Source organism: Kitasatospora sp. NPDC056184, assembly GCF_042268405.1.
Taxonomy (GTDB): domain Bacteria; phylum Actinomycetota; class Actinomycetes; order Streptomycetales; family Streptomycetaceae; genus Kitasatospora.
On sequence record NZ_JBHJUI010000005.1, the window covers coordinates 1 to 23,543 of the forward strand.

General features: G+C 73.3%; 18 protein-coding genes and 1 riboswitch. Of the genes, 7 read left to right on the top strand and 11 right to left on the bottom strand.

What is annotated here, in order from left to right; all coding sequences use genetic code 11:
* The first annotated feature begins 253 nt into the window (after positions 1-253).
* A complete protein-coding gene (locus tag ACFC0B_RS11970; RefSeq protein WP_376085120.1) occupies positions 254-1,216 on the top strand; it encodes a M56 family metallopeptidase in 963 nt (320 codons plus the stop codon).
* A 39-nt stretch (positions 1,217-1,255) separates the two neighbouring features.
* On the opposite strand, the gene ACFC0B_RS11975 is transcribed toward ACFC0B_RS11970, so the two are convergent.
* Positions 1,256-1,687, bottom strand: a complete 432-nt coding sequence (locus ACFC0B_RS11975) for a MarR family winged helix-turn-helix transcriptional regulator (protein ID WP_376085122.1) — start codon at positions 1,685-1,687, stop codon at positions 1,256-1,258.
* A gap of 88 nt (positions 1,688-1,775) precedes the next feature.
* Here ACFC0B_RS11975 and ACFC0B_RS11980 point away from each other — a divergent pair, with 88 nt between their 5' ends.
* Both ACFC0B_RS11980 and ACFC0B_RS11985 read left to right on the top strand, forming a co-directional pair.
* On the top strand, positions 1,776-3,299 hold the full coding sequence (locus tag ACFC0B_RS11980; RefSeq protein WP_376085123.1) for an MFS transporter: 1,524 nt from the start codon (positions 1,776-1,778) through the stop codon (positions 3,297-3,299).
* Between the two features lie 290 nt (positions 3,300-3,589).
* A complete protein-coding gene (locus tag ACFC0B_RS11985; protein ID WP_376085125.1) occupies positions 3,590-4,168 on the top strand; it encodes a TetR/AcrR family transcriptional regulator in 579 nt (192 codons plus the stop codon).
* A 76-nt stretch (positions 4,169-4,244) separates the two neighbouring features.
* Here ACFC0B_RS11985 and ACFC0B_RS11990 read toward each other — a convergent pair whose 3' ends face one another.
* Complete coding sequence (locus tag ACFC0B_RS11990; protein ID WP_350542546.1) at positions 4,245-5,111, bottom strand: helix-turn-helix transcriptional regulator; 867 nt, start codon at positions 5,109-5,111, stop codon at positions 4,245-4,247.
* Between the two features lie 417 nt (positions 5,112-5,528).
* On the opposite strand from ACFC0B_RS11990, the gene ACFC0B_RS11995 reads away from it, so the two are divergent.
* Positions 5,529-6,056 carry an ATP-binding protein gene (locus ACFC0B_RS11995; protein WP_376085127.1) on the top strand — a complete coding sequence of 176 codons (528 nt, stop codon included), beginning with the start codon at positions 5,529-5,531 and terminating at the stop codon, positions 6,054-6,056.
* Between the two features lie 395 nt (positions 6,057-6,451).
* Here ACFC0B_RS11995 and ACFC0B_RS12000 read toward each other — a convergent pair whose 3' ends face one another.
* Positions 6,452-6,706, bottom strand: a complete 255-nt coding sequence (locus tag ACFC0B_RS12000; protein ID WP_376085129.1) for a DUF397 domain-containing protein — start codon at positions 6,704-6,706, stop codon at positions 6,452-6,454.
* A gap of 514 nt (positions 6,707-7,220) precedes the next feature.
* Between ACFC0B_RS12000 and ACFC0B_RS12005 the strand changes: the two genes are divergently transcribed.
* Positions 7,221-8,144 (top strand): hypothetical protein, encoded by a 924-nt coding sequence (locus ACFC0B_RS12005; RefSeq protein WP_376085131.1) that lies wholly within the window; start codon positions 7,221-7,223, stop codon positions 8,142-8,144.
* Between the two features lie 60 nt (positions 8,145-8,204).
* Here the strand turns inward: ACFC0B_RS12005 and ACFC0B_RS12010 are convergent, their stop codons facing one another.
* Positions 8,205-10,310 (bottom strand): hypothetical protein, encoded by a 2,106-nt coding sequence (locus tag ACFC0B_RS12010; protein WP_376085132.1) that lies wholly within the window; start codon positions 10,308-10,310, stop codon positions 8,205-8,207.
* 347 nt (positions 10,311-10,657) lie between these two features.
* Positions 10,658-10,856: riboswitch (cyclic di-AMP (ydaO/yuaA leader) on the top strand.
* On the opposite strand from ACFC0B_RS12010, the gene ACFC0B_RS12015 reads away from it, so the two are divergent.
* The gene (locus tag ACFC0B_RS12015; protein ID WP_376085134.1) at positions 10,843-12,123 is read left to right on the top strand and encodes a transglycosylase family protein; all 1,281 of its coding nucleotides are present in this window, start codon (positions 10,843-10,845) and stop codon (positions 12,121-12,123) included. (Overlaps the previous riboswitch by 14 nt.)
* A gap of 182 nt (positions 12,124-12,305) precedes the next feature.
* Entirely contained in the window at positions 12,306-12,506 is a 201-nt protein-coding gene (locus tag ACFC0B_RS12020; RefSeq protein ID WP_376085136.1) for a hypothetical protein, read from the top strand.
* Between the two features lie 57 nt (positions 12,507-12,563).
* Here the strand turns inward: ACFC0B_RS12020 and ACFC0B_RS12025 are convergent, their stop codons facing one another.
* From ACFC0B_RS12025 to ACFC0B_RS12055, 7 genes are all read right to left on the bottom strand, one after another.
* Positions 12,564-13,583 (bottom strand): LacI family DNA-binding transcriptional regulator, encoded by a 1,020-nt coding sequence (locus ACFC0B_RS12025; protein ID WP_376085138.1) that lies wholly within the window; start codon positions 13,581-13,583, stop codon positions 12,564-12,566.
* Positions 13,584-13,608: 25 nt separating this feature from the next.
* A complete protein-coding gene (locus ACFC0B_RS12030; protein WP_376085140.1) occupies positions 13,609-15,315 on the bottom strand; it encodes an alpha-amylase family glycosyl hydrolase in 1,707 nt (568 codons plus the stop codon).
* 61 nt (positions 15,316-15,376) lie between these two features.
* On the bottom strand, positions 15,377-16,288 hold the full coding sequence (locus ACFC0B_RS12035) for a sugar ABC transporter permease (RefSeq protein WP_376085142.1): 912 nt from the start codon (positions 16,286-16,288) through the stop codon (positions 15,377-15,379).
* A 37-nt stretch (positions 16,289-16,325) separates the two neighbouring features.
* The gene (locus tag ACFC0B_RS12040; protein WP_376085144.1) at positions 16,326-17,327 is read right to left on the bottom strand and encodes a carbohydrate ABC transporter permease; all 1,002 of its coding nucleotides are present in this window, start codon (positions 17,325-17,327) and stop codon (positions 16,326-16,328) included.
* 112 nt (positions 17,328-17,439) lie between these two features.
* Complete coding sequence (locus ACFC0B_RS12045; RefSeq protein ID WP_376085146.1) at positions 17,440-18,717, bottom strand: extracellular solute-binding protein; 1,278 nt, start codon at positions 18,715-18,717, stop codon at positions 17,440-17,442.
* A 308-nt stretch (positions 18,718-19,025) separates the two neighbouring features.
* Positions 19,026-20,111 carry an aldose epimerase family protein gene (locus ACFC0B_RS12050; RefSeq protein ID WP_376085148.1) on the bottom strand — a complete coding sequence of 362 codons (1,086 nt, stop codon included), beginning with the start codon at positions 20,109-20,111 and terminating at the stop codon, positions 19,026-19,028.
* A gap of 217 nt (positions 20,112-20,328) precedes the next feature.
* The gene (locus ACFC0B_RS12055; protein WP_376085150.1) at positions 20,329-23,382 is read right to left on the bottom strand and encodes an AAA family ATPase; all 3,054 of its coding nucleotides are present in this window, start codon (positions 23,380-23,382) and stop codon (positions 20,329-20,331) included.
* Between the last annotated feature and the right edge of the window lie 161 nt (positions 23,383-23,543).

Genomic DNA, 23,543 nt, shown 5'->3' on the forward strand with positions numbered 1-23,543 from the left:
GCCCGCACCCGCACCACCCACTTCGCAGCACTTCGCCCCGCCGAGCACTAGCTCGGCGGGGCAAAATGATCACGACCCCGAATTCGCCAACAGCGTCGTAGCCGCCGTACGGGGCCGCCGGAACCCGCCACGCCGGAGCACGGTCGTGGCGTTGGTCACGGGTGGCCGAAAGTCGTACCGCGCCGCCCCGGCAGCGCATAAGTTGGCGGGAAGCGCACTGTCGCGCTCCGTGCGTCCTCGGGGAGCCCATGCCATGACGGCCCTGCTCGGCCTGCTGCTGCTCGGACTGCTGCTCGCCACCGCCGCTCCCCGGTTGCTGACCCGGGCGCGCTGGGTGGAGCGCGAACCGGTGCTCGCGCTGCTGGTCTGGCAGTGCCTGGTGGTGGCCGTGCTGCTGTGCTGCGCGCTGAGCCTGGTGCTCGCCGCGATGGCCGCCCTGCCCGCGCTGCGCGGAGTGCTGTTCTCCTGCGCGCCCAACGGCGTCGAGGCCGCGTACGGGCTGCACAACGCGGAGGGCTGGGGCCGGCTCTGCGCGGCCGTGCTGGCGGCGGGCGGCCTGCAGACGCTGGTCGCGCTGACCCGCGAGGTCCGGACGGCGAAGGCGCTGCGCGCCCGTCGGCACGCCCAACTGGCCGAGCTGTCACCGCCGTTGCCGGAGTCGATCGAGCCGCCCTCGGGTCAGGGCGCCCGGCCGCGCCGGGAGCGGCTGGTGGTGCTGGAGAACGTCCGCCCGGAGGCCTGGTCGCTGCCGGGCAGCGACTCCCGGCTGGTGGTGACCACCGGGGCGATGCGTCAGCTGACCGACCGGGAGCTGGCGGCGGTTCTCAGCCACGAGCGCGGGCACGTCCGGGCCCGGCACCACTGGCTGGCGCAGGGCGCCCAGGCGCTCGCCTCCGGGTTCCCCGGGGTCGGGGTGTTCAGCGCCTTCCGGAACCAGGTGGGCGAGCTGGTGGAGCTGGCGGCGGACGACCGGGCGGCGCGCCGGCACGGGCGGCACACCACGGCCCTGGCGCTGGCCGAGATCAATCTGGGGCGCGGGGTCTTCGGCTCCTGCCCGCCCGGTCTTGCGCAGTCCCCGAAGCGGGTGGACCGGCTGCTGGCGGGGCGGCCGCGGCTGTCCGTGCCGAACCGGCTGCGGCTGACCCTGGCCGCCCTGGCGGCGCCCGCCGCGGTCGTCGTCCTGGCCGCCGCTCCGGGCCTGCTCGCCCTGCGCTGAGCGGCCGACCGCGGCAGCGGCCCGCGCGCCGGCGCGGGGTCAGTCCGCGATCGCCCCGCAGACGCCCGCCGGATCCTCGGCCAGGGTGAGCGAGAGCACCTCGCGGTGCAGCGGGCGCGCCTCGACGTAGCGGCGGTGGCCCTCGTCGGTCAGCGCGACCTTGATGCCGCGCCGGTCCTCGGCGCACATCGCGCGGGTGACCAGTCCGGCCTTCTCCAGCCGGCCGATCAGCCGGGACAGCGCACTCTGGCTGAGGTGCACGGTGGGGGCCAGCTCCTGGACCCGCAGCCCGCCGCCGGTGCCGTCGCAGCCCTCGACGAGTCGCTCCAGCACCTCGAACTCGCTCATGCCCAGGCCGTGCTTCTCGCCCAGCTCGCGATCGAGCAGGCAGGCGGTCTGGGCATGCCGGGCCAGCAGGTCGCGCCACTGGGCGACCAGACCTGCCTCCGCCGGGGAGTCGAGTTCAGCCACCGCGCCACAGTATCACAGGCGACAGCAACTTATGCGTTAACATCTTATTCACTTGCATTGGTTGCACGTGCATGTAGTGTCTTGCGCCATGACCACAGCGACCGCCACGACACCCGACGCACCGTCAGCGGCCGGGGGCCACTGGACACCCCGTCTCTGGGGCACCCTGATCGTGCTCTGCGCCGCACTCTTCCTGGACACCCTGGACGTCTCGATGGTGGGCGTCGCCCTCCCCTCCATCGGCTCCGAACTGCACCTCTCCACCTCCACCCTGCAGTGGGTGGTCTCCGGCTACGTGCTCGGCTACGGCGGCCTGCTGCTGCTCGGCGGCCGCGCCGCCGACCTGCTCGGCCGTCGCCGGGTCTTCCTCACCGCGCTCGCCGTCTTCGCCGCCGCCTCCCTGCTCGGCGGCCTGGTCGACGACGGCGGGCTGCTGATCGTCACCCGCTTCCTCAAGGGCGTCGCGGCCGCCTTCACCGCGCCGGCCGGCCTGTCGATCATCACCACGACGTTCCCCGAGGGCCCGGCCCGCAACCGGGCGCTGTCGATCTACACCACCTGCGGCGCCAGCGGCTTCTCGCTCGGCCTGGTGCTCAGCGGGCTGCTCACCTCGGTCGGCTGGCGCTGGACCTTCCTGGTGCCGGTCCCGATCGCGCTGATCGCGCTGGTCTTCGCCGTCCGGCTGCTCCCCCGCCCGGCCGACGAGAAGGCGCACGGCCGCTACGACGTGCTCGGCGCCATCACCGGCACCGGCGCCGTCCTGCTGCTGGTCTTCACCGCCACCGAGGCCCAGGGCGCGGGCTGGCTCAGCGCCCGCACCCTGGGCTCGCTCGCCGTCGTGGTGCTGCTCGTCGCCGCCTTCCTGATCGTCGAGAGCCGCACCGCGCACCCGCTGGTCCGGCTCGGCATCTTCCGCAACGGCGGGGTCGCCCGGGCCAACGTGATCGCCTTCGCGATGGCCGGCGCGTACGGCGGCTTCCAGTTCGTGGTCACGCTCTACCTGCAGGACCTGCTCGGCTGGTCGGCGCTGACGATGGCACTCGGACTGCTCCCGGCCGGCGCGATGGTCGCCCTCTCGGCCCCCTTCATGGGGCCGGTGGTGGACCGCTTCGGCACCGGCCGGCTCCTGCCGATCGGCCTGCTCGCCCTGGCCGCCGCGTTCGCGCTGTTCCTGCGGCTGGACGAGCACGGCTCCTACCCGGTGCTGGTGCTGCCGTCGATCGTGCTGCTCGGCATCGGCTTCGCGCTGGCCTTCCCCTCGGTGAACATCGCCGCCACCGACGGGGTCGCCGACGACGAGCAGGGGCTCGCCTCGGGGCTGGTGAACACCGCGATCCAGGTGGGCACCGCGGTCGTGCTGGCCGGGGCCACCGCGATCATCACCGCCGGCACCGACGGCGGCACCACCGCCCAGGCCCAGCTGGACGGCTACCGGCCCGCGCTGCTCTTCGTCACCGGGGTCGCACTGGTCGGCCTGGTGATCGCCGCGGCCGGTGCCGTGCTCGACCGGCGGAAGAAGACAACTCCCGCGCGGGTGCCGGACTATGATTATCCGTCAGTAAGCCGGGAAGACCTGGCTGAGCGGCGCGGCGAGGTCCTCAGCAAGAACTGATCCACGAACGCCGGACGACGGCAGGGGCCCTTCGACCGAGGGGACCGGCGCCGGAGTCCGGCCCTCGCCGACGGATCGGGCGCCGGCTCTACCAAACCCCCGTGTTGGTAGGGCCGGCGCCTCCGTACGGACCGAACAGGGCCGCCCGGCCAAGGACCGGCCGCCGCGGTTCGGTCGCCGGCCCGGCCAGTATATTGGCCGCCAGCCAACGAACGTACGGAGCAGACACGATGGCACCTCGCGGGGATTCGGTCAATGAGGAGATGCGGCAGCGCTCCCGGCGACGCATCATGAGGGCCACCGTCGAACTGGTCGACCGGCACGGATACGCCGGCACCACGCTGACCGACATCGCCGAGCGGGCCGGACTCGCGCGCGGGCTGCTCTCCTACTACTTCGACGGCAAACGGCTGCTGATGCAGTCCGCGACCCACCGGATGATGCACCAGTCGCTCTCCGCCGCGCTCGACGAGCTGGCCCCCGACGCGGGCCCGGAGGCCCGGCTGGCCCGGGCCATCGACGCGGTGCTCGGCCTGGCCATGGACCACCCGCGGGTGATGCGCTCGCACCTCGCGCTGATCCTCGACCCGGACGCCGGCGCCTTCGTCCAGGACCCGGAGCAGCAGCGGCTCGGCTCCATCTTCCAGGGGCTGCTGCGCGACTGGGGGGCGCCGGACCCGGCGGCCGAGCACGCGGTGCTGCGCAGCGCGCTGATGGGCGGCTGCATAGGCGTGCTGCTGCCCGGGGCCGAGCTTCCGCTGGCCCCGATCCGCGCCGACCTGTTCCGCCGCTACGACCTGCCCTGGCAGCTGGGCCGCCCGCCGCAGCCCCTCCCGCCGGAACGGGAGCGGCCGCCGGCCCGCGGCTGACCCGCGGCGGCCGGCGGCCGCTCCTGCGTCGTGCTCCGGTCGCCTCCCGGTCTCCCGGCGGCCTCCCGGCTCCCGCTCAGCGTTCCTTCAGGATCGAGGCCAGCAGGTCGATGGTCCGCTCGGGCGTGAGACTGTCCACGCAGAGCCGCTCCATGACCTGGATGTAGGCGTCGACGTCGTCGCGCTTGTCCAGGTACAGCGCGCTGGTCAGCTGCTCCAGGTAGACCACGTCGGCGAGGTCCTGCTCGGGGAAGCGCAGGATGGTGAACGCACCGGACTCACCGGCGTGCGCGCCGAAGCGGAACGGCATGACCTGGATGACCACGTTGGCCTGCTCGGCCGCGTCGATCAGGTACTGGACCTGGCCGCGCATCACCTTGGGCCCGCCGACCGGCCGGCGCAGCGCGGCCTCGTCGATGACCGCCCAGAGCCGCGGGCTGTTGCCCTCGGTGAGCAGCTTCTGGCGGCGCATGCGCAGGCTGACCCGGCGCTCCACCTCCTCCTCGCTGATCACCGGCCGACTCTGGCCGAAAACGGCCCGTGCGTACTCCTCGGACTGGAGCAGGCCGGGGACGAACTGGACCTCGTAGGTACGGATCAGGGCAGCGGCCTCCTCCAGGCCGACATAGGTCTGGAACCAACCCGGCAGGACGTCGTTGAAGCTGTGCCACCAGCCCGACTTGTTCGCCTCGCGGACCAGGCCGAGCAGTGCCTCGCGTTCGAGGCCGTCGTCCACGCCGTAGAGGCTGAGCAGGTCGGCGACGTCTCGTTCCTTGAAGCTGACGCGGCCGAGTTCCATGCGGCTGATCTTGGACTCGGAGGCGCGAATCGCGTAGCCCGCGTCCTCGCGGGTGATGCCGCGCGTCTCGCGGAGCCGGCGCAGCTGGGAGCCGAGGAGGATCCGGCGGACCATCGAGCCGCCGCCCGGCTGAACTGTGGTCATGCGGTCCTAACCTCCACCTAGGGCAAACAGCGCACAGTCTGCCATCAGTTGAGCGCTCACGGTGCCGATACTGACGGATGTTCCTATCAGTTCCGCACTCCACACACCAGGATGCACGTGCATCCGGCGCTTGCATATGCCATTTGAACGACTGCACGTGAATCGACTCTTGCATCTGCAGTGAGCGCAGAGCACGATGGTGCACGTGCACCTGCACATCCCTGGCAATCCCGCGGGCTCCGCGTCGACCCCACGCGCGATTCCGTGCACCGGCCCGGCAGCGCCCCCGCGCCTCCGGGCCCTCGTGCGCGCGCGCCGTCGGGTCGAGGGGCGGCCGCGCGGCCGAGCGAGTCGGAGGTGACCGGCATGACCCCGGCGGGTCCAGCCGTGTCCGCCCCCTTATGGGAGGAGCTCTTCATGAGCACCGGAACGGCTTTGGCAGTCGACCCCCATGTGGTCACCTGTACGCTCGCTCCCCGCTATGAGGCTGTCAGAACCGCGCGCGACTTCGCCAGGACCGCCCTGCAGCGGTGGGGGCTGGGCGAGCTCTTCGACGATGTCGCGCTGGTGGCCTCGGAGCTGGTGACCAACGCGCTGCGGCACGCGATCGGCGCGTGTCCCACCGCGGCGGACGACTACGACTTTCCCGTGCAACCGGCGGTGGAGAGCCGGCTGCCGATCCGAATAAGCCTCGTGCACCGCGCCCCCCAGGTGGTCTGCGCGGTGAGCGACCCCAGCAGTATCGGCCCGGTGGCCCGGGAGGCGGACTTCGTCGCGGAGTCCGGCCGGGGCCTGCACCTGGTCGACTCGTTCAGCCGCTCCTGGGGCTGGCACCCGCTGGGCGGCGGCAAGATCGTCTGGGCGCTGTTCGAGGCGGAGGAGGCACAGCGGACGGCTCCGGCCCCGGTGGCCGAGTTCGGCGGACGGCACCGGCGCTCGGCCTGACCGGCTGACGGGCGGACAACGGGCCGGCCCTGGACAACGAGCGACGCACGGGCGGCGGCGCACGGACGGCACACGTCCGGCAGCACGTCCCCGAGGAACCACCACAGCACGGCGAACGACACCCCGGCAGCGGCGACCGGCGGCCCTCGGGCAGCGGGCACCGGCAGCCCCCGGCGGTGGCGCCCCTCCGATCCGCGTGCGGCGGCTCGGCACGGCGGCGGAGCGGGAGCCGTGGCGTTCCCGCCGCGTTCAGGGGCTCCCGGCGTGTTCGGGGGCGGTGCCCGCGGACCGGAGAACCCGGACAGCGCGGCCCCGGTCGGGCGTCCGGACAAAGACAAAGGCCGTCGTGGTGTCAGCACCCACGACGGCCCCCCGATGGTGAAGCCGGCGGCCGGTCAGACCGCCAGGTGGTCGAACTCCCCGTCCTTCGCCCCCAGGAGCAGTGCGGCGATCTCGGCCCGGGTGTAGATGAGGGCCGGACCGTCCGGGAAGCGCGAGTTGCGCATCGCGACCTCGCCACCCGGGAGGGCGGCGAACTCGACGCAGTTGCCCTGGGAGTTGCTGTGCAGGCTCTTCTGCCAGACCACGCCCTCAAGGTCGGTAGCGGCCATCCCGTTGTACGGGTCGTACGTGTCGTGCGTGTCGTGCATAGAAATCTCCCGAAGAGCTCCGGAGTGGGTCGTTCAGCTCGGCGCCCCGGCACCGGCCGAACGGACGGACCGGCCCCGTACCGGCCCGGCACACCGCCTCACTTGACGTGATGATAGCTCCAGTGCACGTGCATCAGCACGGGACATTGCAGGTGCACGGCCTTTTCGACACCGAACCGGAACTCATCACGAGGCACCCGCCTGACGGTACGTAAACGGACATAGCCGATGGAATCGACCGGCCGTCGATGACCGCCCGTAGGCGACCACCCGCCGATTGTTGATCTTCGAACGCCGGGAGTCGCCCTTCCGTGACCCTCCGTCAGACCGCCCGCGCGCTGTGAGACATCTCACGCACGGAGGCGGCAACGCGGTTCCCGTTCCGGCGCATCTGACCGGGTACCGGGAGAACTGCCGCCCGGGGGCCGGTTATGTCCGCTTTTCGCGGCGGTCGTCCCGCCCGGTTCGGCAGCCGACTGCGGACCGGGCGGACCGATGTCCTACGATCTCCGCCATGAGCACCGCAGCCATCCCGGGCGCGCCACTGCCCGTCCGCACTCCAGGCTCCCGTGCGCGGGGGCGCCACCGCCGTCCCGAGCGCCCCGAGATCCCGGCCGGTTCCCCGGCCCTGCTGCTCGCCGTCCCCGCGGCCGACGGACCGGAATCCCGGCCCGTCGTCGAGGAGCTGCTGTCCATCGTCCGCAGCGAGCAGAACGGCGTGCGGACCGCCGCCGGCTACCTGCCCTCCGGTGACGCCGCCGGCGAGGCGGACGGCGGGCGCACCGTCGCCGAACTGCTGGCCGAGGCGGCCGAGGCCGGCCTGCCGGTGCCGGTCGTGGTGCCGCTGGTGCCCGGCCCGCACGACTTCCTCCCCGAACTGCACGCGCTCGCCGCCCAGTACGGCGCCCACGTCACCGACGCGCTGGGCCCGCACCCGCTGCTCGCCGAGGGCGTCCACGTCCGCCTCTCCGAGGCCGGGCTGGCCCGCGCCGACCGGGCCCGGCTGTTCGCCATCGCGACCGCCGCCGACGGCGTGGTGCTCACCACCGCCGGCGGCCGGGCCGCGGCCGACGCCGCGGGCATCACCGGCATGCTGCTGGCCGCCCGGCTCGCCGTGCCGGTCGTCGCCGCCGCGTTGGACGTGCCCGGCTCGGTCGCCGACGCCGTCGCCCACCTCAAGGAGATGGGCGCCCAGAACCCGGCGCTCGCCCCGCTGGTGATCGGGCCGGAGGCGGACGCCGAGCTGCTCGCCGCGGCCGCCGAGGAGTCCGGTTGCCCGTCGGCCGCACCGCTGGGCGCCTACCAGGCGGTGGGCCAGCTGGTCGCCTCCACCTACCTGGCCGCGCTGCCGGCCGTCGACCCCGGGGCCGCGGCCGACGAGGCCGACGCCGAGGAGCAGGACGGCCCGCGCGCCGTCGGGCGGCACGCCGCCCAGTAGCATCCCGGACACGCGCGGGGCCCGGAACGGACGCACCGTTCCGGGCCCCGCGCGTGCCGCCTACCGACCCACCCGGGTGGTGGCCGCCGCGGCGTCCTTCAGCTTCAGCACGGGCACCCGCACCGGCCGCGACTGGCCGGCCAGGGTGGCCACCGGGGCCGCGGCGGCGTTCCACTGCGGCTGGGCGGTGCCCTCCTCCCCCGCCCGGCGCACCTGGAGCACCTCGGTGGACCCGGCCCGGCGCAGCAGGATGCTCTTGGGCGGACCGGCCTCCGGGTCCAGCCACAGCTCGTTGCCGCCGAACTCGCAGTCCAGCACCAGCACGTCGTCCGGCTTGCCGTCGGCCCCGGCGCGGAACGCGATCCCGGCCCGGCGGTAGCCGGTGAAGCGGCAGCGGCCGAAGGTGACGGACTCCCCCGCGAGTTCGTGCCGGGCGGTGGAGACCGCGAAGTCGCTGCGCCCGGCCGCGTCGATCAGCAGTCCGTCGAAGACGGTCCCCTTGTCCCGGCCCAGCGAGTGCAGCGCCACTCCCCCGCCCGCGTTGCCGTACAGCACGCTCGCGGAGTAGTCGAAGTCGTTGAGGTAGGCGCCGTGCTCGATGCCCCAGCCGCCGTTGTGGTAGGCGGCGAACTCGGTGACCACGTGGTGCTGCTTGGCGTTGAGCCAGACGAAGATGCCGTCCTGCAGGTTGTTGTGGGCCAGGCAGCGCTGGAAGGTCCAGACGCCCTCGCTGTTCTCCGGCCACTCGAAGCCGGAGGCGCCGTTGGCCCCCTGCACGCCGACCGCCACGCAGTCCAGCGCCTTGCCGCCGGTGCCGGCGCCGAGGTTGAAGCCCGTCAGCCGGTAGGCGCGGGGGTTGGGTTCGAGCAGGGTGCGGGAGGCCACGCAGGACTCGTAGACGATGTCGTCGGAGGGCTGCTGGGGGGTGCGGGTGTCCAGCGGCCCGTCCCACCAGTAGGCGTCCTCCCAGGTCTCGTGGCTGATGCAGCTGCGGAAGGTGATGCCGTGGCTGGCGTGCGGGACGTACGCGTGGCTGCCGGCGTCGCGGACCACCACCCCCTCGACGACGGTGCCGCGGGTGGCGTCGCCGAGCCGGTGGAAGTGCAGCCCGTAGCGGCCGAGCACCGGCGCGGTCACCGGGGCGGCGCCGTCCGGGCCCTTCCAGGTCTCCTTGGTGTCGGCGCGCGGGCCGACCCAGCGCAGCGCGGTGTGCCGGACGTCGGCGCGCCGGGAGCTGGTGAGGTGGACGTGGGTGCGGCCCTCGGCGCTGCCCTCGACCCGGACGCTGCGGGTCAGGTTGAGCACCTCGGCGCCGACGGTGACGCCCCCTCCGGCGGCGACCCGGGGGTGGGCGTACCGCAGCGGGGCCTCCAGGGTGACGGCGGCTCCGCTGACGGACCGGATGGTGACGAGGTCGTAGCGGGCGGCGAAGCCCTCCTGGTCGGGCGGGCCGGTCGGGGTGACGGCGAGTTCGTCGCCGGGCAGCCAGCCGGCGGGCGGGGCGGCCAGGTCGACGACGGTGTCGCCGGCCTTGAGCTCGCCCTCGGCGCGGACCCAGGCCGTCTTGGCCGCGCCGTCCAGCCGCAGGTAGCCGGCGCCGGTGACCCAGAGGCCGACGTCGGTGTCGACCACCTTCATGCCGTCGCCCTGGAAGCGCTTCTCGTCGACGCCGGGGAAGCGCAGGGTGTGGACGCGGCCGCCGTCGGGGGCGAGCGCGAGGGCGCCGCGGACCTCGACGTTGCCGGCGGCGGCGAGGGTGACGGTGCGGTCGGCGGCGAAGGTGAGCGCGCCGGACGGCTCGACCAGCAGGGAGCCGACCTCGGCGTCGGTGTCGAGCAGGACCCGGTCGGTGATCCGCACGGCGCTGCGCGGCCCCGGCGGGCTGCCGCCCCAGCCGGCCCGGTCGGACCAGCGGCGGCCGCCCTGGTCGACGGTGGGCGCGGGGGCGGGCTGTTCCGGGGCGCCGGTGCCCTCCGGCGGGGCGCCGCCGTGGCCGCCGTCGGGGCCCTCCGGGCCGACGGCCTCGGTCGGGGTCGTCCCGATGACGGCGGCCGGGGTGACCAGGTGGGTCTCGCCGGTCAGCGAGCGGCGCAGGATCTCCTCGCCGCTGATCGCCGCGAAGGCGGTGCCGACGGCGAGCCAGCGCAGGAGTGCCCGGCGGGTCAAGTGAGTTCGGGATGGTTCGGGTGGGATGTCCGCTCTGCGGTGCTTTGCCCGGCGATGTGCTCCGGCCGGCCGGGCGGCCGGACGGATGGCGTCCGGCTCCTCGTCGATGCCCATCGGTGCGTAGCCCTCTCCCCGGACGGCTGCGGCGCGCCGGCGTCCTGCCGACGCTCTGAAGCATAGGCAGTTGCGTTGACGGCGACCGGCGTTGCGGGAAATCGGTCATTTCTGATCATGAAGGACAGCCGCTCAGCATGGATTTCGCAAACCGTGACGAGCGTCACACATGTTTGCGGTTTGAACGCGCCTCTGCTTAACGTGCTCCCCGTTCGTGACCACACGAACCCAGCACGTCCGCTTCGCCGAGTCCTGCCGTCGGCCGTGCTGGCAGCGCAATGCATCACGGCAGGAGCGGGGGAACCACAGGTAGTTCGCCCAGGACCGGTCCACGGACCGGCCCCGGGCTAGGGGTGAAGCCGCGTCCACAGCGCGGCCGGGCAACTCCAGCCCGAATCCGACAGCTCACCTCGCAGGCGTGGGAGAGGACCGCGTCTTCATGCTGCCCACCAACGGCACCCGACTGTCCGGCCGTACCCGTCGCGCGATCGCCACCCTCGGCGTCGCGGGCATCGGCCTCACCATCCCCTGCCTGACCACCGGCACCGCTTCCGCCGCCTCCGTCGCCACCTGGGACAAGGTGGCCCAGTGCGAGAGCGGCGGCAACTGGAGCATCAACACCGGCAACGGCTTCTACGGCGGCCTCCAGTTCACCAACTCCACCTGGTCCGCGTTCGGCGGCACCGCGTTCGCCGCGCGCGCCGACCTCGCCACCAAGGACCAGCAGATCGCGACCGCCGAGAAGGTCCTGGCCGTCCAGGGCCCCGGCGCCTGGCCGGTCTGCTCGGTCCAGGCCGGTCTGACCAAGGGCGGCACCCCGGCCGCGGTGGACACCTCCGCCGCCGCCAAGCCGGCCGCGCAGACCCCGGCCCCGGCCCAGACCCCGGCCGCCAAGCCCGCCGCCAAGCCGCAGACCCAGGCCCCCGCCGCCAAGCCCGCCGCCGAGCCGCAGACCCAGGCCCCGGCCGCCTCCGGCACCGCCGCCGCCCCGCAGCAGCCCCAGAGCGGCCGACAGGCCGCCGAGGACTACACCGTGGTCGCCGGCGACTGGCTGTCCAGCATCGCCGACGAGCACCAGGTCCAGGGCGGCTGGCAGCGCCTGTACGAGCTCAACCGCGCCACCCTGGCCGACGGCCCGCACACCATCTACCCGGGCCAGCACCTGACCCTCGGTGAGCGCCAGGGCTTCGACTGGTTCAACCGCGCCCAGGGCGGCTCGCAGGGCGGCACCCAGGCCCCGGCCACCCCGTCCCGGCCCCAGGCCCAGGCGCCGGCCGCCAAGCCAGCGAGCAAGCCCGCCGCACAGGCCGAGACCCCGGCCACCGCCCCGACCGCCACCGGCAGCATGGCCGCCGCCGTCTCCTTCGCCCAGTCGAAGGTCGGCCAGGCCTACGTCTACGGCGGCACCGGCAACGGCGGCTGGGACTGCTCCGGCCTGACCCAGGCCGCGCTGCGCGCCGCGGGCGTCTCCGTCCCGCGCATCGCCGCCGACCAGGCCGCCGCGTCCACCCACGTCTCGCTGGACGCCCTCAAGGCGGGCGACCTGCTGTTCTGGTCCAACAACGGCAAGGACTCCGGCGTCTACCACGTCGCGCTCTACATCGGCGACGGCAAGTACGTCGAGGCCGCCAACCCGAGCTCGGGCGTGCGCCTCCAGACGGTCGCCAACTGGGCCCCGGACTTCGCCGGCCGGGTCTGATCCCGTCGCGCCGAAGCCCCCGGGGAGAGTCGGGTCGCTCCTCCCCGGGGGCTTCGGCCTGCCCGGACCCGCCGCGGCGGCCGCGCGCCGGTCGTCGCGGCGGGTCCGGGCCACCGGGCGGCCGTGGTCAAACCGGGGCCGCAGCGGGCATGCTGCTGCCCTGCCCCCGAGGAGGAGTCACCATGGCCCAGGTCACCGTCTCGCTCGACGCCAACCTCGCGATCGACGCGATGATGCTGTCCGGCACCAAGAGCCCGCAGGACGCCGTCGAACTGATCCTTCGCGACTACCTGGAGCGGGGCCGGCGCACCGAGAGCCGCACCGGCGACTCCGCCGACGGCCACCGGGTCGCCCAGGACCGCCCGACCGCCCAGGAGGGCTGAGCCCGGGAACGCCGAGGAGGCCCGGGAGCGGTGTGCTCCCGGGCCTCCTCGTTCCGCTCAGCGCGCGCGGGCGCCGGTCGAGCCGCGCATCACCAGCTCCGGCTGGAACATGAACTCCCCGCGCTGCGCGGCGTTCCCGCCGACCTCCTCCAGCAGCGCGTCCACCGCCGCGGTCGCCATCGCCTCCACCGGCTGGCGGACGGTGGTCAGCGGCGGCTCGGTGAAGGCGATCAGCGGCGAGTCGTCGAAGCCGACCACCGAGACGTCCTGCGGCACCGACAGGCCCCGTTGGCGGACCGCCCGGATCGCCCCGAGCGCCATCATGTCGCTGCCGCAGACGATCGCCGTGCAGCCCTTGTCGAGCAGCGCCCCGGCCGCCGCGTGCCCGCCCTCCACGCTGAACAGCGTGTGGTGGACCAGCGCCTCGGCCTCCTCCCGGGTGCTCCCGAGCACCTCCCGCAGGGCCGCGGTGAAGCCCTCGATCTTGCGCAGCACCGGCACGTACCGCTTCTGGCCGACGGCCAGGCCGATCCGCTCGTGGCCGAGTTCGGCGAGGTGCTGGACGGCCATCCACATCGCCGCCCGGTCGTCCGGCGAGATGAACGGCGCGTCGATCCGCTCGCTGTAGCCGTTGATCAGCACGAACGGCACCCCGCGCCCGGCCAGCCGGGCGTACCGGTCGTGGTCGGCGGTGGAGTCGGCGTGCAGGCCGGAGACGAAGACGATGCCCGCCACGCCCCGGTCGACCAGCATCTCGACCAGTTCGTCCTCGGTGGAGCCGCCCGGGGTCTGGGTGCAGAGCACCGGCGTGTAGCCGTGCCGGCTCAGCACCTGCTCGATCACCTGGGCGAGCGCCGGGAAGATCGGGTTGCTCAGCTCCGGGGTGATCAGCCCGATCAGCCCGGCGCTGCGCCGGCGCAGCCGGGTCGGCCGCTCGTAGCCGAGCACGTCCAGGGCCGCCAGCACGGTCTGCCGGGTGGTGGCCGAGACGTTGGCCTTGCCGTTGAGCACGCGGGAGACGGTGGCTTCACTGACCCCCGCCTGCGCCGCGATGTCTGAGAGTCGCGCCGTAGTCACGGTCCCAGAGCCTATTGCAACCACGTCAGACCGCCCACCAGTCGGTGCTGTCGGGGGCGAGCACCGCCTCGCCGTCCGCCACCGCCGGGTCGGCGCCGGCCGAGGTGAGCAGCGGCCGGCCGGGGGCCGGTATCCGGACCGGGGCGCCGGTGGTGTTGACGGTGCAGACGAAGGAGCCGCGGCGGAACGCCAGGGTGCCCTCGGGGCTCTCCAGCCACTCGACGTCCGTGCCGGCGCCGAGTTCGGGCCGCGCCTTGCGCAGGGCCAGCGCCGAGCGGTACAGCTCCAGGGTGGAGGTCGGGTCGCCGGTCTGCACCTCGACGCTGAGCGCGGCCCACTCGGCGGGCTGCGGCAGCCAGGACGGTCCGCCGGCGGCCGGGCCGAAGCCGTACGGGGCCTCGGTGCCGGACCACGGGATCGGGACGCGGCAGCCGTCGCGGTAGCCGTCCTGGCCGGCCTGGCGGAAGAACGACGGGTCCTGGCGGACCTCGTCGGGCAGGTCGGTGACGTCCGGCAGGCCGAGCTCCTCGCCCTGGTAGACGTAGGCGGAGCCGGGCAGGGCGAGCATCAGCAGGGTGGCGGCGCGGGCGCGGCGCAGGCCGAGCGGGCGGTCGCCGGGGGTGCGGATCTGGGTGCCGAGGCCGGGCGGGTTGGCGAACCGGGTGGCGTGCCGGGTGACGTCGTGGTTGGAGAGCACCCAGGTGGTGGGGGCGTCGACCGGTCGCATCGAGTCGAGCGAGAGGTCGATCACGGCGCGCAGCTCGGCGGCGTCCCAGGAGGTGCCGAGGTACTGGAAGTTGAAGGCCTGGTGCAGCTCGTCGGGGCGCACGTAGTTGGCGGTGCGCTGGACGGTCGGGGTCCAGGCCTCGGCGACGCCGATCCGCTGTCCCGGGTACTCGTCGAGGATCTTGCGCCAGCTGCGGTAGATCGCGTGCACGCCGTCCTGGTCGAAGAAGGGCATGACGTCGTTGCCGAGCAGCTTGAGCTGGTCGGCGCCGCCGAGGTCGGGCAGGCCGGGGGCCTTGACCAGGCCGTGGGCGACGTCGATGCGGAAGCCGTCCACGCCCATGTCCAGCCAGAACCGCAGGATGGAGCGGAACTCGTCGGCGACCGCCCGGTTCTCCCAGTTGAAGTCGGGCTGCTCGGGGGCGAACAGGTGCAGGTACCAGTCGCCGGGGGTGCCGTCCGGGTTCTCGGTGCGGGTCCAGGCCGGGCCGCCGAAGATGGACTCCCAGTCGTTGGGCGGCAGTTCGCCGTTCGCGCCCTTGCCGGGGCGGAAGTGGTAGCGGTCGCGCAGCGGGGAGGCGGGGCCCTCGCGCAGGGCGCGCTTGAACCACTCGTGCTGGTCGGAGGAGTGGTTGGGGACGAGGTCGACGATGATCCGCAGGCCCAGCCGGTGCGCGTCCCGGATCAGCGCGTCGGCGTCCAGCAGGGTGCCGAACATCGGGTCGACGGCGCGGTAGTCGGCGACGTCGTAGCCGGCGTCGGCCTGCGGGGAGGCGTAGAACGGCGAGAGCCAGACGGCGTCCACGCCGAGGTCGCGCAGGTAGGGCAGGCGGCTGCGGATGCCGGGCAGGTCGCCCATGCCGTCGCCGTTGGAGTCGGCGAAGCTGCGCGGGTACACCTGGTAGATGACCGCGTCCCGCCACCAGCCTCTGTCCGCGGCGGCACCGGCCTCGTGAGCGGTGGCGTCGGCGGCGGGCCGGGAGGTGTCGGCCAGGTTCTGGGTCATGGACGGTATCCCTTGGGAAGTGGGGCGGGCGGAGCGGTCGGGGCGTCGGCGGGGACGTCGGTCAGGACTTCGAGGCGCCGGCGGTCAGGCCGGTCACCAGGTGGCGCTGCACCAGGTAGAAGAGGACCGAGGAGGGGATCGCGATCAGCACGGCGGTCGCGGCCATCAGGTTCCACTGGGCGTCGTGCTCGCTGACGAAGGTCTGGAGCCCGACGGCGAGGGTGTACTTGTCGGAGCTGAGCATGAAGGTGGAGGCGAAGGCGACCTCGGCCCAGGCGGTGAGGAAGGAGTAGAACGCGGCGACCGCCAGGCCCGGGCGGGCGAGCGGCAGCACCAGCCGCCAGAAGGTGCCGAACGGGGTGAGCCCGTCGACCCGGCCGGCCTCGTCGATCTCCACCGGGATGGTGTCGAAGTAGCCCTTCATCAGCCAGGCGCAGTACGGCACGGTGGTGGTCGAGTAGACCAGGATCAGGCCGGCGTAGCTGTCCAGCAGGTCGAGCTCGGACAGGATCGTGTACATCGGCACGATCAGCACCGCGATCGGGAACATCTGGGTGACCAGCAGCGACCACATCAGCGGCCGGTGGCCGGGGAAGCGCATCCGGGAGACGGCGTAGCCGGTGGAGGCGGCGATCAGCACGCCGAACACGGTGGTGACGCCGGAGACCAGGAAGGCGTTGCCGAACCACTGGAAGAAGTCGGTGTCGAACAGCACCGTGTGGTAGTTCGCCAGGGTCAGCTTGTCGAGGATCTCGCCGGGGTGCAGGTAGTCGGTCTTGTCGGGACCGAACGAGACGTAGAGGATCCACGCCACCGGGAACAGCGCGATCAGGCTGGCCACGGTCAGCGCGCCGTGCATCAGGGCCCTGGCGAGCGGGCCGTTCTCGCCGCGCGGGCGGGCCTTGGCGGGCCGGGCGGCGGGGGCCGCGGGCCGGGCGGTGAGGGGGGTGGGTCGGTCGGTGGTGGTGCTCATCGGGGTGCCTCCTTCGTGGTCGCTGGATTCGCCTGGGTCAGCCGTTCGCCCGCTCGTTGCGGGCGAGCCAGCGGCGGTAGAAGGCGGTGAAGACGACCAGGATGGAGAGCAGGATGACGCCGTAGGCGGCGGACTGCGCGTAGTCCCGGGGCTGCTGGCCGAAGCCGAGCCGGTAGGCCCAGGTGACGAGCAGCTGGGCGTCGGGGGCGCCGTTGCCGAACAGCAGGAAGATGACGGCGAACTGGTTGAACGTCCAGATGATGCCGAGCAGCACGACGGTCGAGGAGACGGTGCGCAGGCCGGGCAGGGTGACGTGGCGGAAGCGCTGCCAGGCGGTGGCGCCGTCCATCTCGGCGGCCTCGTACAGCTCGGCGGGGATCGACTGGAGGCCGCCGAGCAGCGAGATCATCATGAACGGCACCCCGACCCAGGTGTTGACCAGGACGGCGGCGGCCTTCTGCGCGGTGGGGTCGTCCAGCCAGCCGGGCTCGGGCAGGTGCAGGGCGGAGAGCAGGCCGTTGACGGCGCCGCCGTCGGCGAGCATCAGCCGCCAGGAGAAGACGGTGACGAAGGTCGGCACGGCCCAGGGCAGGATGAGCAGCATCCGGTAGACGGCACGGCCGCGCAGCTTCTGGTTGAGCAGCAGGGCGAGGCCCAGGCCGATGGTGTAGTGCAGGCCGACGCACAGGGCGGTCCAGGCGATGGTCCAGACGAAGTGCGACCAGAAGCGGTCGTACGAGCCGGGGCCCCAGAGGATGTCGGCGTAGTTGTCGAAGCCGACGAACGTGTAACTGGCCGGGATCTCGTTGGCGCCGATCTTGCGGGCGACGTTGAGGCTGTTGGCGTCGGTGAGGGTGAGCCAGAGGCCCTCGGCGAGCGGGTAGAGCACCAGGACGCCGAGCACCAGCACGACCGGTGCGATCATCGCGTAGGCGTACCAGTGCTTGGCGTACGAGCGCTTGACGCGCTCCATCAGGCCCGGACGCGGATCGCGCTGCCGGCTGCCCTGGCCGGTGGCGCCCTGCACGGCGACTGACATTGTTCGACACCTTCTCGGGGGAGGTCCGCCGCCTCGCTTCGGCGACTGCTGCTACGGGTCCGGCCGCCCGGCCCGCCGGGGGAACGGCGGGCCGGACGGCTGCGGGAAGGGACTACTTGGCGAAGCCCGGGAGGAGCTTGGCGTAGTCGGTGGCGACGGTGTTCAGGCCGTCCTGGGTCGCGGTGCCCTGGACGATCTTGCCGAGGTTGGTGCCCAGCGACGCGAACAGCGAGCTGTACTCCGGCAGTTCGGGGCGCGGCTTGGCGCTCGACAGCACGGCCTGGAAGCCGGCGATGCCGGGGTCGGCCTTGACCTCGGGGGTGAAGGCGTCCTCGCGGGTCGGCAGGGTGGAGTTCTTCTGCGCGATGAAGGCCTGGCTCTCGGCCGAGGTCATGAAGGCGGCGAACTTCTCGGCGGCGGCCTTGTGGGCCTTGTCGGCACCGGCGTAGACGGAGATGTTGTGGCCGCCGGTCGGGGCGCCGCCCTTGCCCGCGGAGCCGCCCGGGACGGGCGCGATGCCCAGGTTGGCCTTGTCGGCGAAGGCGGAGCCCTTGTAGATGTTGGTGATCTCCCAGGGGCCCTGGACGATCGCCGCGACCTTGCCGCTGTTGAAGGCGTCCATCATGTGCGCGTAGGCGTCGGTGGTGACGTCGGCCTTGGCGGTGCCGGGCGCGGTGAACAGGGACTTGTAGGTCTCGACGGCCTTGACGGCCTCCGGGCCGGCGACGGTGATCTTCTTGCCCTTGGCGTCGACCGTGTCGGTGCCCTCGCCGAACAGGAACGGCATCGCGTAGTAGCCGTCGGCGGCCTTCAGCCAGAAGCCGTCGACGCCGGCCTTCTCCTTGACCGCGGCGGCGGCGGTCTTCAGCTCGTCCCAGGTGGTGGGGGCGGCGGTGATGCCGGCCTTGGCGAAGAGCTCCTTGTTGTAGAGCAGGCCGAGGGTGTCGGTCACCAGCGGCACGCCGTAGAGCTTGCCCTCGTAGGTGGCCTGCTGGATCAGGCTGGGCTGGAACTTGGCGGAGTCGGCGGCGGCCGGGGTGCCGTCCAGCGGCGACAGGTAGCCGGCCTTGGCGAAGGCGGCGGTCCAGCCGACCTCGGAGCGGAACACGTCCGGCGCGCCCTTGGCACCCATCGCGGTCTGGAGCTTGTTCTGCGCCTGGTCGAACGGCACGTTGACGAAGTCGACCTTGACGCCCGGGTTGGCGGCCTCGAACTTCTTGACGAGCTCCTGGTAGTTCGGCGCCTCGTTGGTGGCGTTCGAGGTGTCCCAGTAGGTGAGGGTGACCGGCCCGTCGGCCTTGCCGTCCGAGCTGGAGCCGCTGCTGCCACAGGCAGCCATCGAGACCGCGAGGGCCACAACGAGGGCAGAGGCCGCGATGCCACGCCGCATTTGAACTCCTTGGAGGGTGGGGGTGCCCGAATTGTTCGGAGACAGGCGCATAATGGCTGCCTTGCCTCGCGCCGACCGCACCGTTGCTGCCGCCGGGCTCGCAAGGAAGTTAACAGCGGGGCAACAGTGACGGAAACCCCTTGCAGCAAGTTTCTGCAAGAAACGGCGATCGTTACACCCACGTGTCCTCCACGTTGCCGCACAGTAGTTGACGGCCGAGGAGATCATCGCACTTTGTCCGGTTTGCCCCGGTCGGCTGCGGCCGCCGGGGCCACCCTCCGTGGTGAAAGGCCCTTGCAGCGCCCCCGTCAGCCGGTGGTTCCGAAGCGCAGCAGGGTGGTCGAGCGGAACTCCTCCCCCGGGCGCAGCTCGGTGCTCGGGAAGGCCGGGTGGTGCGGGGAGTCCGGGAAGTGCTGGGTCTCCAGCGCGATCCCGGCGAACGGCCCGTACGGCACCCCGCTCGCGCCGGTGACCGCGCCCCGGAAGGTGTTGGCGGTGTAGACCTGGATGCCGGGCTCGGTGGTCAGCACCTCCAGGGTGCGCCCGCTGACCGGGTCCTCCAGCCGCGCCGCCCGGGCCGGGCCGCCGTCCGCCGGACGGGGCCGCAGCACCCAGTTGTGGTCGTAGCCGCCGGGCCCGGTCAGCTGCGGGTGGCCGTCGTGCACCGACTTGCCGATCGGCCGGGCGGTGGTGAAGTCGAACGGCGTGCCGGCCACCGGCTCGATCCGGCCGTACGGGATCTGCCGCTCGTCGGCGGGGGTGTAGCCGTCGGCGTCCAGGGTGAGCAGGTGGCCGAGGACGTCCCCGGAGCCCTCGCCGGCCAGGTTGACGTACGCGTGGTTGGTGAGGTTGACGACGGTCGGCGCGCTCGTCACCGCGTGGTAGCGGATCGCCAGCTCGCCGTCGGCGCCGAGGGTGTAGTCGACGGTGACGTCGAGCGCGCCCGGGAAGCCCTGGTCGCCGTCGGGGCTGTGCAGGGTCAGCCGGACGCCGCCGGGCACCTCCTCGGCCGCCCACATCCGGTGCGCGAAGCCGTCCGGACCGCCGTGCAGGGTGATCCCGCCGCCGGTCGGGGCGAGCTGGTGCTCCTCGCCGTCGACGGTGATGCTGCCGCGGTCGATCCGGTTGGCGTAGCGGCCGACCACGGTGCCGTAGTGGCGGGCCGGGCCGAGGATGTCGGCCAGCTTGTCGGTGGAGAGCAGCACCTGCGCGGGGCGGCCGTCGCGGTCGGGGGCGACCAGGGTGTGCAGGGTGGCGCCGAGGGTGAGCACGCTCGCCTCGTACGGGCCGGCGCGCAGCGTCCACCGTTCGATCGCGGCGCCCGCGCCCGAGGGCTCGAAGGGCTCGCGCCGCACGCTGGTGGTCTGCGGCCCGTTCGCCGGGGGCGTCGCCATGGCCTGCTCCTCACTGGCGGGCCACCGGAACGCGCCCGCCCTTCGCCGGGGTACCGGGTCCCGCATGGGCCCGGGTCGGCGTCAGCTTAGTAAGCGGGGACGGCGCGGGGGCGCTCATCGAGTGCCCGCGCGCCGTCCGGCGCTCCGTGCGCCGCGGAGTCGGCGGCCCAGGTGTCGACGGCCGAGGTGTCGTCGGCCCGGGTGTCAGCGGCGGGTGTCAGCGGCCGAGGCCGAAGCCGTCCCCGACGGTGTCCGGCCCGCCCGGGCCGCCCGGCCGGTCCAGCGGGTCCGAGCCGTCCCGCTGCGCGGGCGGCAGGCCGAGCGCGGCGGCCAGGCCGTCGGGGCCGCTGCCGGCCTTGCGGTAGACGGCGGCCAGCCGACGGTTGACCAGGCTGAGCGGCAGCGCCAGGTGATCGGCGATCCGCTGCGGCGGCACGCCCCGCACGGCCAGCTCGGCGATGTCCCACTCCGGCTGGCTGAGCGTCTCCCGCACGTCGCCGAGCCGGTTGGGCCGCAGGCCGTAGTTGGCCAGCTCGCGCCGGGCCCGGTCGACCAGCCCGTCCGCCGCGCAGTGCTGGGCGAGCTCGATGCCCTGGTACAGGTACTCCTGGGCGTCCTCCAGTCGGCCGACCCGGCGCAGCGCGGCGCCGAGGTCGACCAGCGCGACGGCGTGCTCGTAGCCCGCCGGCGACTGGCCGAGGTGGGTCACCGCCCGCTCCAGCAGCTCGACCGCCTGCTGGCCGTCCTCGATCTGGGCGTGCAGCCGCAGCGCGGTGCCGATCGCCGAGGCGGTGCCGAAGCGCTCCGCGTCGACGACCGAGCGGCGGGCGTAGGCGCGGGCCCGCTCCGGCTCGTCCTGGGCGAGGGCGATGGCCAGGTGCCCGGCCCACGGTGCCCAGACCGTGTTGTGCCAGCCCCGGACGTCCAGCTGGGCGCCGGCCTCGGTCAGCGCCGCGGCCGCGCCGGCGGGCCGGCCGACGGCGAGCAGCAGCTTCCCGTACAGCGAGGCGGCGTCGGGCAGCACCATCGCGGTGGGGTGGTACGGCGGGTGGAAGCCGAAGTCGATGGCGAGCTCCCAGGCCTCCTGGCTGCGGCCGCGGGCGATCAGGGTGTCGATCAGCACGCCGACCGCGTCCCAGGCCAGCGGCAGCTTGGCGCTGATCCGCTCGGAGAGCCGCAGCGCCCGGCGCAGGAAGTCCTCGGCCTCGGCGAGCAGGCCGCGGCGGAACCGGGCCAGGCCCATCAGGAAGTAGGCGAAGCCCCGGTGGGCACCGCTCCAGCCCGCCACCTCGAACTGGACGATGGCGTCCGAGAAGAGCCGCTCGGCCTGGGCGATCCGGTCGCTGTAGGTGTAGGAGAGGCCGAGCGTGGCGGGCAGCTCGAAGCCCCAGGTGTTGTCGGTCCAGCCGAGGCCCTTGGGTAGCCTGCCGTTGTCCAGCACGTCGTCCGCGTGCCGCAGCACCTCGGCGGAGGGCTCGCCCCGCAGGGTGAGGTCCCAGGCCCGCAGCGCCAGCACCGCCCGGTCGGCCGCCTCCCGTCCGGTGAGGCTCTCGCAGAGCGCGCCGAGCCGGGCGGAGCGGGCCGGGCCGTCCTCCTCGGACTTGCGGTAGGCATGCCACATGAACGACGCGGCCTCCAGCCGCAGCCGGCCCTCCGGATCCCCGGTGGTCTTCTCCGCCTCCTGCTGGCAGACCAGCGCGGCCTGGCGCAGCTCGCCGCTGTACGCGAGCACCTCGGAGAGCCGGAAGGTGGCGTCGATCCGCATCGAGGGGCGCAGCGGTCCCTCCTCCGGGTCGAGCGCGAGCTTCAGCTGGTTGACGGTGGCGGCGGGGTCGGTCAGCAGGGCGGAGCAGCCCAGCTCGTAGAGCACCTCGGCGCGGTCCTGGTCGTCCGGCGGCTCGGCGAGCGCGCGGTGCAGACAGCGCTGGGCGGCCTCGGGCGCGCCGATCAGCAGGTGTTCGGAGGCGGCCCGGCGCAGTTTGCGGACGGTGCGGTCGTCGCCCTCGCCCGCGAAGGTCTCCACCAGGTGGCGGGAGGCGGCGAGCAGGCCGAGCCCGGCGTTCTCGATCTCGGCGGCGGCCACGCCGTGCATGCCGGTGCGGGTGGCCTCGGGCATGGTGTTGTAGATCGAGCTGGCGATCAGCGGGTGGACGAACTCGAGGTTGCCGTTCGGGGTGGCGGTGAGGACGCGCTGCTTGCGCAGTTCCTTGACGGACTCGCGGGCGCCCTCGGCGGTCTGGGCGGAGATCCGGGTGGCGAGGTCCAGCCGGATGTCGGTGCCGAGCATCGCGGCGGCCCAGGCGAAGCGCAGGGTGGCGGCGCCGAGCCGGTCCAGCCAGGACTTGAGGGTCATCCCGGTGGCGTCGACGGCGAGTTCGCGCAGTTGCTGGGAGTTCTCCTCGACCGGCTCCAGCTCCTGGTCGCGGACCTGGTCGAGCAGCGCGACGACCTCGAAGGGGTTGCCGTTGACGACGTTCCAGAACTCGTAGCAGAAGGCGTCCTCGGCCTTGTCGCCGAGTTCGGCGCGGATCATGTCGGTGACCGCGACCAGGGACAGCCGGCTCAGCTCGTGCCGGCGGGTGGCGAGCCCGGCGACCGCGCGCTGGTGCTCCTGGGACTCCTGCTGCCAGTCGGCGCTGTCGTCGCGGTAGGCGAAGACCAGCAGGACGGGCAGTTCGCGGGCCCGCACGGCGAACTGGGCGAGCCAGCCGAGCGATTCGAGGTCGGCCCAGTGCAGGTCGTCGACGATCATCACCAGCGGGGCGCGCCGCGGGGCGAGCTGGGTGAGGACGAAGTCGAGGCCGTCGCGGACGCCCTGCGGGTCGAGGCGGCGGGCGCCCTTCCTGGGCTGCTTGAGGCCCATCGCCGGGCCGACGACCTCTTCCCAGGTGCCCATCACCTGGCTGAACTCGTCCGGATCCAGGCCGCCGAGCACCGGCTGGAGGAGCTGGCGCAGCACGTGGTACGGCTCGTTGAACTGGCGCTCGCCGCCGCGGGCGAAGAGGACGGTGGCTCCCTCGCGCAGCTTGGCGATCCGGCGGACCTCGTGCAGCAGGCTGGTCTTGCCGATGCCGGGCCGGCCGGAGAAGGTGAGCAGCTCGCCGATCTCGGTGCCGCCGGCCGCGAAGTCGCGGCAGAGCTTGTCCACCGCGGCCTCGGCGGAGCGGAGTTCGGCGTCGCGGTCGCGCAGCCTGATCCGGCTGGGGGCGCCTTCCACCTCCCGCGCGCCGGGCAACGCCTCCGCCCGGAAATCCCTGTCCCGCTCGGTCACCGTCGTGCCTCCGCCTCGCCGATCTGCTCGTGGAGCCGAGGTTAGCGTTGCAGGGGGCCTGGTGGAGTGTATTCACGCAGGCGAGGGGCGAGTTGAAGGGTTTGGGGGGCTTGCCGAGGGCAATTGCCCTATATCCCTAACGTCGGATCATTGCATCAGAT

Coding starts and splice junctions, on each gene's coding strand:
- ACFC0B_RS11990 (WP_350542546.1), bottom strand. CDS start 5,111: ATGACCACAGTTCAGCCGGGCGGCGGCTCGATGGTCCGCCGGATCCTC.
- ACFC0B_RS12020 (WP_376085136.1), top strand. CDS start 12,306: ATGGCCCAGGTCACCGTCTCGCTCGACGCCAACCTCGCGATCGACGCG.
- ACFC0B_RS11995 (WP_376085127.1), top strand. CDS start 5,529: ATGAGCACCGGAACGGCTTTGGCAGTCGACCCCCATGTGGTCACCTGT.
- ACFC0B_RS12035 (WP_376085142.1), bottom strand. CDS start 16,288: ATGAGCACCACCACCGACCGACCCACCCCCCTCACCGCCCGGCCCGCG.
- ACFC0B_RS12005 (WP_376085131.1), top strand. CDS start 7,221: ATGAGCACCGCAGCCATCCCGGGCGCGCCACTGCCCGTCCGCACTCCA.
- ACFC0B_RS11985 (WP_376085125.1), top strand. CDS start 3,590: ATGAGGGCCACCGTCGAACTGGTCGACCGGCACGGATACGCCGGCACC.
- ACFC0B_RS12045 (WP_376085146.1), bottom strand. CDS start 18,717: ATGCGGCGTGGCATCGCGGCCTCTGCCCTCGTTGTGGCCCTCGCGGTC.
- ACFC0B_RS11970 (WP_376085120.1), top strand. CDS start 254: ATGACGGCCCTGCTCGGCCTGCTGCTGCTCGGACTGCTGCTCGCCACC.
- ACFC0B_RS12000 (WP_376085129.1), bottom strand. CDS start 6,706: ATGCACGACACGCACGACACGTACGACCCGTACAACGGGATGGCCGCT.
- ACFC0B_RS11980 (WP_376085123.1), top strand. CDS start 1,776: ATGACCACAGCGACCGCCACGACACCCGACGCACCGTCAGCGGCCGGG.
- ACFC0B_RS12040 (WP_376085144.1), bottom strand. CDS start 17,327: ATGTCAGTCGCCGTGCAGGGCGCCACCGGCCAGGGCAGCCGGCAGCGC.
- ACFC0B_RS12050 (WP_376085148.1), bottom strand. CDS start 20,111: ATGGCGACGCCCCCGGCGAACGGGCCGCAGACCACCAGCGTGCGGCGC.
- ACFC0B_RS12030 (WP_376085140.1), bottom strand. CDS start 15,315: ATGACCCAGAACCTGGCCGACACCTCCCGGCCCGCCGCCGACGCCACC.